4 protein-coding genes and 1 tRNA gene are annotated in these 5,225 nt (G+C 60.0%); all 5 read right to left on the bottom strand.

Annotated elements, in window-relative coordinates; translation table 11 throughout:
- Nucleotides 1–158: 158 nt before the first annotated feature.
- A tRNA-Ser gene (locus tag D6877_RS20940) sits at nucleotides 159–249 on the bottom strand.
- A 62-nt stretch (nucleotides 250–311) separates the two neighbouring features.
- Nucleotides 312–500: a carbon storage regulator CsrA gene (gene csrA, locus D6877_RS20935; RefSeq protein ID WP_002554426.1), complete on the bottom strand. Its 189-nt coding sequence runs from the start codon at nucleotides 498–500 to the stop codon at nucleotides 312–314.
- Between the two features lie 187 nt (nucleotides 501–687).
- The gene (locus tag D6877_RS20930; RefSeq protein WP_016773595.1) at nucleotides 688–1,929 is read right to left on the bottom strand and encodes an aspartate kinase; all 1,242 of its coding nucleotides are present in this window, start codon (nucleotides 1,927–1,929) and stop codon (nucleotides 688–690) included.
- Nucleotides 1,930–2,019: 90 nt separating this feature from the next.
- Nucleotides 2,020–4,635, bottom strand: coding sequence for an alanine--tRNA ligase (gene alaS, locus D6877_RS20925; protein WP_130911985.1), 2,616 nt, complete (start codon nucleotides 4,633–4,635; stop codon nucleotides 2,020–2,022).
- A 146-nt stretch (nucleotides 4,636–4,781) separates the two neighbouring features.
- Nucleotides 4,782–5,225 (bottom strand): aminotransferase class I/II-fold pyridoxal phosphate-dependent enzyme (locus D6877_RS20920; protein ID WP_130911984.1); only part of this gene is annotated, 444 nt, incomplete at its 5' end.

Genomic DNA, 5,225 nt, shown 5'->3' with positions numbered 1-5,225 from the left:
GTGACCGCTCGGTTCGTAGCCGAGTACTCTATCCAGCTGAGCTACGAGTGCATTTGTTGCCGCGCATTATAGGCCGTCTAATCTCTATGTCAAACACTTTTTCTAGTAATTTCAAGAACTTACAGAAGAAGCCAGATTACGACGTACTAAGCAAATAATGGCGGAGAACGGGGGATTCGAACCCCCGACACCCTTTTGAGGTGTACTCCCTTAGCAGGGGAGCGCCTTCGGCCACTCGGCCAGCTCTCCGCAACACGGGGCGTATATTAACCAGCTTCTTCCCCGTTTGCAAACATAAAAATCGATAAAAATTAATGGCTTGGTTCTTCGTCCTTCTCTTTCTTTATACGCAGGTAAATTTCCTCACGGTGCACCGCAACCTCTTTCGGAGCGTTGACGCCGATGCGCACCTGGTTTCCTTTGACGCCGAGCACGGTCACGGTGATTTCGCCGTCACCGATAATCAGGCTTTCCGCGCACCGACGAGTCAGAATCAGCATACCTTTCTCCTTACGCCATTCATTTCAGGGACAACAGTCTGCAAAAAAAAGGCACCCGACCTACAACCGCAGCGATCGTAGCCCTACATGCCTGAGTATTGACCAGCGCGAGCAAAAGAACAGTTCCGGGGCTCGCGCCATTCAAAAATAAAGGGCGCGGTCAGACCGCGCCCTTCACAGAAGCGGATTACTCGCCCTGACGGGCCGGAGCATCCAGTTCGAAAGCCGTGTGCAGCGCGCGCACGGCCAGTTCCAGGTATTTCTCTTCGATCACTACGGACACCTTGATTTCCGAAGTCGAGATCATCTGGATGTTGATGCTTTCTTTCGCCAGGGACTCGAACATGCGGCTGGCCACGCCTGCGTGGGAACGCATGCCGACGCCGACGATCGAGACCTTGGCGATCTTGGTGTCGCCAACGACTTCACGGGCACCGATCTCGCGAGCGGTGTTTTCCAGCACGGTCTGTGCGGCCTGGTAGTCGTTGCGGTGCACGGTGAAGGTGAAGTCGGTGGTGTTATCGTGCGCGACGTTCTGCACGATCATGTCGACTTCGATGTTCGCGGCACTGATCGGGCCGAGAATCTTGAACGCCACGCCCGGGGTGTCTGGCACGCCACGGATGGTCAGCTTGGCTTCATCGCGGTTGAAAGCGATGCCGGAAATGATCGGCTGTTCCATGGTTTCCTCTTCATCAATAGTAATGAGGGTGCCCGGACCCTCCTTGAAGCTGTGCAGTACGCGCAGCGGAACGTTGTACTTGCCGGCGAATTCCACCGCACGGATCTGCAGCACCTTGGAGCCGAGGCTGGCCATTTCCAGCATCTCTTCGAAGGTGATCTTGTCCAGACGCTGAGCGACCGGCACCACACGCGGGTCGGTGGTGTAGACACCGTCGACGTCGGTGTAGATCTGGCATTCATCCGCCTTCAACGCTGCAGCCAGTGCCACACCAGTGGTATCGGAACCGCCGCGACCGAGGGTGGTGATGTTGCCGTGCTCGTCGACACCCTGGAAACCGGCGACAACTACCACGCGGCCGGCCTTCAGATCACCGCGAATCTTCTGGTCATCAATCTGCAAGATACGCGCTTTATTGTGCGCACTGTCAGTCAGGATCCGCACCTGATTACCGGTGTACGACACCGCCGGCACACCGCGCTTGATCAGCGCCATGGCCAACAGGGCAATCGTCACCTGCTCACCGGTGGACACGATCACGTCCAGCTCGCGCGGAACCGGTTGCGCCTCGCCACTGATTTGCTTGGCCAGATCGATCAGACGGTTGGTTTCGCCGCTCATTGCAGACAGCACAACCACCAGGTCATCGCCGGCATCGCGGAATTTCTTAACCTTGTCGGCGACCTGCTCGATTCTCTCGACAGTGCCGACCGAGGTGCCTCCAAATTTCTGTACGATCAAAGCCATTTCAAAGCCGCCTCTGCCCATGAAGGGCGCCCAATAATCTTTCGAACAGTCGCCAGGCCCGCCACTAGACTGCGAGCCCGGCGAGCCGTCTTATAAAGCCTGCTCGACGAATGGAACGGTCAGCGCCAGTGCGCCATCCAGCGCAGCGGCATCGACACCGCCGCCCTGCGCCATGTCCGGACGACCACCGCCCTTCCCGCCCACTGCCGCAGCAGCCTGTTTCATCAAATCACCGGCTTTGAGTTGGCCAGTCAGGTCCTTGGTTACACCTGCAACCAGTACGACCTTTTCCTCATGGACACCGCCGAGCAGGATCACTGCGCGGCCGAGTTTGTTTTTCAGCTGATCGACCAGCGCCAGCAGCGCCTTGCCATCCTGACCGTCCAGACGGGCGGCCAGCACCTTCACGTCCTTGACGTCCATTGCCGAGGCCGACAGATCGTCGCCCGCCGCGCTGGCTGCCTTGGCCTGCAACTGCTCGAGTTGTTTCTCCAGCAGACGGTTGCGCTCCAGTACCGCCGAGAGCTTGTCGATCAGGTTGTCGCGGCTGCCCTTGACCAGGCTGGCCGCTTCCTTGAGTTGTTCTTCCGCCGCGTTCAAGTAGGCCAGCGCCGCAGCACCGGTGACTGCCTCGATACGACGCACGCCCGATGCCACACCGCCTTCGCTGATGATTTTCAGCAGGCCGATGTCGCCGGTACGGTTGGCGTGGATACCGCCACACAGTTCAACTGAGAAGTCGCCCATGCTCAGCACGCGCACGCTGTCGCCGTACTTCTCGCCGAACAGCGCCATGGCGCCTTTGTTCTTCGCGGTTTCGATGTCGGTTTCTTCGGTTTCAACGGCGGAGTTCTTGCGAATCTCGGCGTTGACGATGTCTTCCAGCTGCTTGATCTGCTCAGGCTTGATCGCTTCGAAGTGGCTGAAGTCGAAACGCAGGCGCTGACTGTCGACCAGGGAACCTTTCTGCTGCACATGCTCACCGAGCACCTGACGCAGCGCGGCGTGCAGCAAGTGAGTGGCCGAGTGGTTCAGCGCGGTGGCGTGACGCACTTCGGCGTCGACGTGGGTTTCCACCGGCGCGCCGATGGTCAGGCTGCCCGCGGCCAGCACACCGTGGTGCAGGAATGCGCCGCCGGTCTTGGTGGTGTCGCGCACGTCGAAGCGGCTGCTGCCGGCCTGAATGAAACCGCAGTCGCCGATCTGGCCACCGGATTCGGCGTAGAACGGCGTCTGGTTGAGCACGATCACGCCTTCCTGACCTTCGCTCAGCACGTCGACCGACTGGCCATCCTTATAGATGGCAACGATTTTCGCCGAGCCGCTGGTGGCGGCGTAACCGGTGAACTCGGTGGCCACGTCGACCTTGACCAGGGTGTTGTAGTCCAGACCGAACGAGCTGGCCGAACGCGCGCGAACACGCTGCGCTTCCATCTCGCGCTCGAAACCGGTTTCGTCGACGGTCAGGCCGCGCTCGCGGGCGATGTCGGCGGTCAGGTCCATCGGGAAACCGTAGGTGTCGTAGAGTTTGAACACCACGTCGCCTGGCACCACGGTGCCTTTGAGCTCGGCCAGATCCTGCTCGAGGATTTTCAGGCCGTGCTCCAGGGTCTTGGAGAACTGCTCTTCTTCAGCCTTGAGCACGCGCTCGATGTTGCTTTGCTGCTTCTGCAGTTCCGGGAAGGCTTCGCCCATCTCGGCGACCAGCGCCGCGACGATCTTGTAGAAGAAGCTGCCGGTAGCGCCGAGCTTGTTGCCGTGACGGCAGGCGCGACGGATGATCCGGCGCAGCACGTAACCGCGACCTTCGTTGGAAGGCAGCACGCCATCGGCAATCAGGAAACCGCAGGAACGAATGTGGTCGGAGACGACTTTGAGCGACGACTGATCGCCGTTTTCGCAGCCGATCGCTTCAGCCGAAGCCTTGAGCAGGTTCTTGAACAGGTCGATGTCGTAGTTGGAGTTGACGTGCTGCATCACCGCACTGATCCGCTCCAGGCCCATGCCGGTGTCCACCGACGGCGCTGGCAACGGATGCAACACGCCGTCGGCGGTGCGGTTGAACTGCATGAACACGTTGTTCCAGATTTCGATGTAGCGGTCGCCATCTTCTTCCGGCGAGCCCGGCGGGCCGCCCCAGATGTGCTCGCCGTGGTCGTAGAAAATCTCGGTGCACGGGCCGCACGGGCCGGTATCGCCCATGGTCCAGAAGTTGTCGGAAGCGTACGGCGCGCCCTTGTTGTCGCCGATGCGGATCATGCGCTCGGCGGGCACACCGATTTTCTGTGTCCAGATGTCATACGCTTCGTCGTCGGTGGCGTAGACAGTGACCCAGAGCTTTTCCTTCGGCAGCTTGAGCACGCCGGTGAGGAAGGTCCAGGCGAAGGTGATCGCGTCGTGCTTGAAGTAGTCGCCGAAGCTGAAGTTACCGAGCATTTCGAAGAACGTGTGGTGACGCGCGGTATAACCGACGTTTTCCAGGTCACTGTTCTTGCCGCCGGCGCGCACGCATTTCTGGCTGCTGGTGGCACGGGTGTACGCACGTTTTTCCTGGCCCAGGAAGCAGTCCTTGAACTGGTTCATCCCCGCGTTGGTGAACAGCAGGGTTGGGTCGTTGCCCGGAATCAAAGAGCTGGAGGCTACACGGGTGTGGCCTTGCTCTTCGAAGAAGCGAAGGAAGGCTTCACGGATTTCTGCGCTTTTCATTAGGTTCTTCCACGGAGGCTGCGGCCAAAGGCCTGTTCGAAACGTCATGAGACGAAGCGACGGCAAAGGGCCGCATTATATCGGCCCTGCGCGCGGGGTACAGCGTGTTTATACGATAGAAACGGTCAATTGGACGGCTGACGCTGTCACTTGCGTGAAAACTCGACGAATGTCGCGATCACTTGTTCGATTTGCGCGCGGCTGACGTCCATGTGCGTGACCATGCGCAAGCGCGCGGCGGCGCTGAGCCTGATTCCGCGTTCGCCGGCAAAGTCCTTGAGTGCTGCGGCCTTGTCGCCCATTTGCACATACACCATGTTGGTTTGCACGGGTTCGACGACGAAACCGGCCTCACGCAGACCCTCGGCGAGCAACTGGGCGTTGGCGTGGTCGTCGGCCAGCCGTTCGACGTGATGATCCAGCGCGTACAAGCCAGCCGCCGCCAGCAACCCGGCCTGACGCATGCCGCCGCCGACCATTTTGCGCAAACGCCGCGCCTTGCCGATCAGTTGCTCGGAGCCGCACAGCACCGAGCCGACCGGCGCGCCGAGGCCTTTGGACAGGCACACCGACACCGAATCGAAATGCTG

The organism is Pseudomonas sp. Sample_9 (genome assembly GCF_004307535.1).
In the GTDB taxonomy this organism is placed as follows: Bacteria; Pseudomonadota; Gammaproteobacteria; order Pseudomonadales; family Pseudomonadaceae; genus Aquipseudomonas; species Aquipseudomonas mercuritolerans.
The sequence above is the reverse complement of the archived record's forward strand: the minus strand, read 5'-3'. Positions and strand labels throughout refer to the sequence as shown.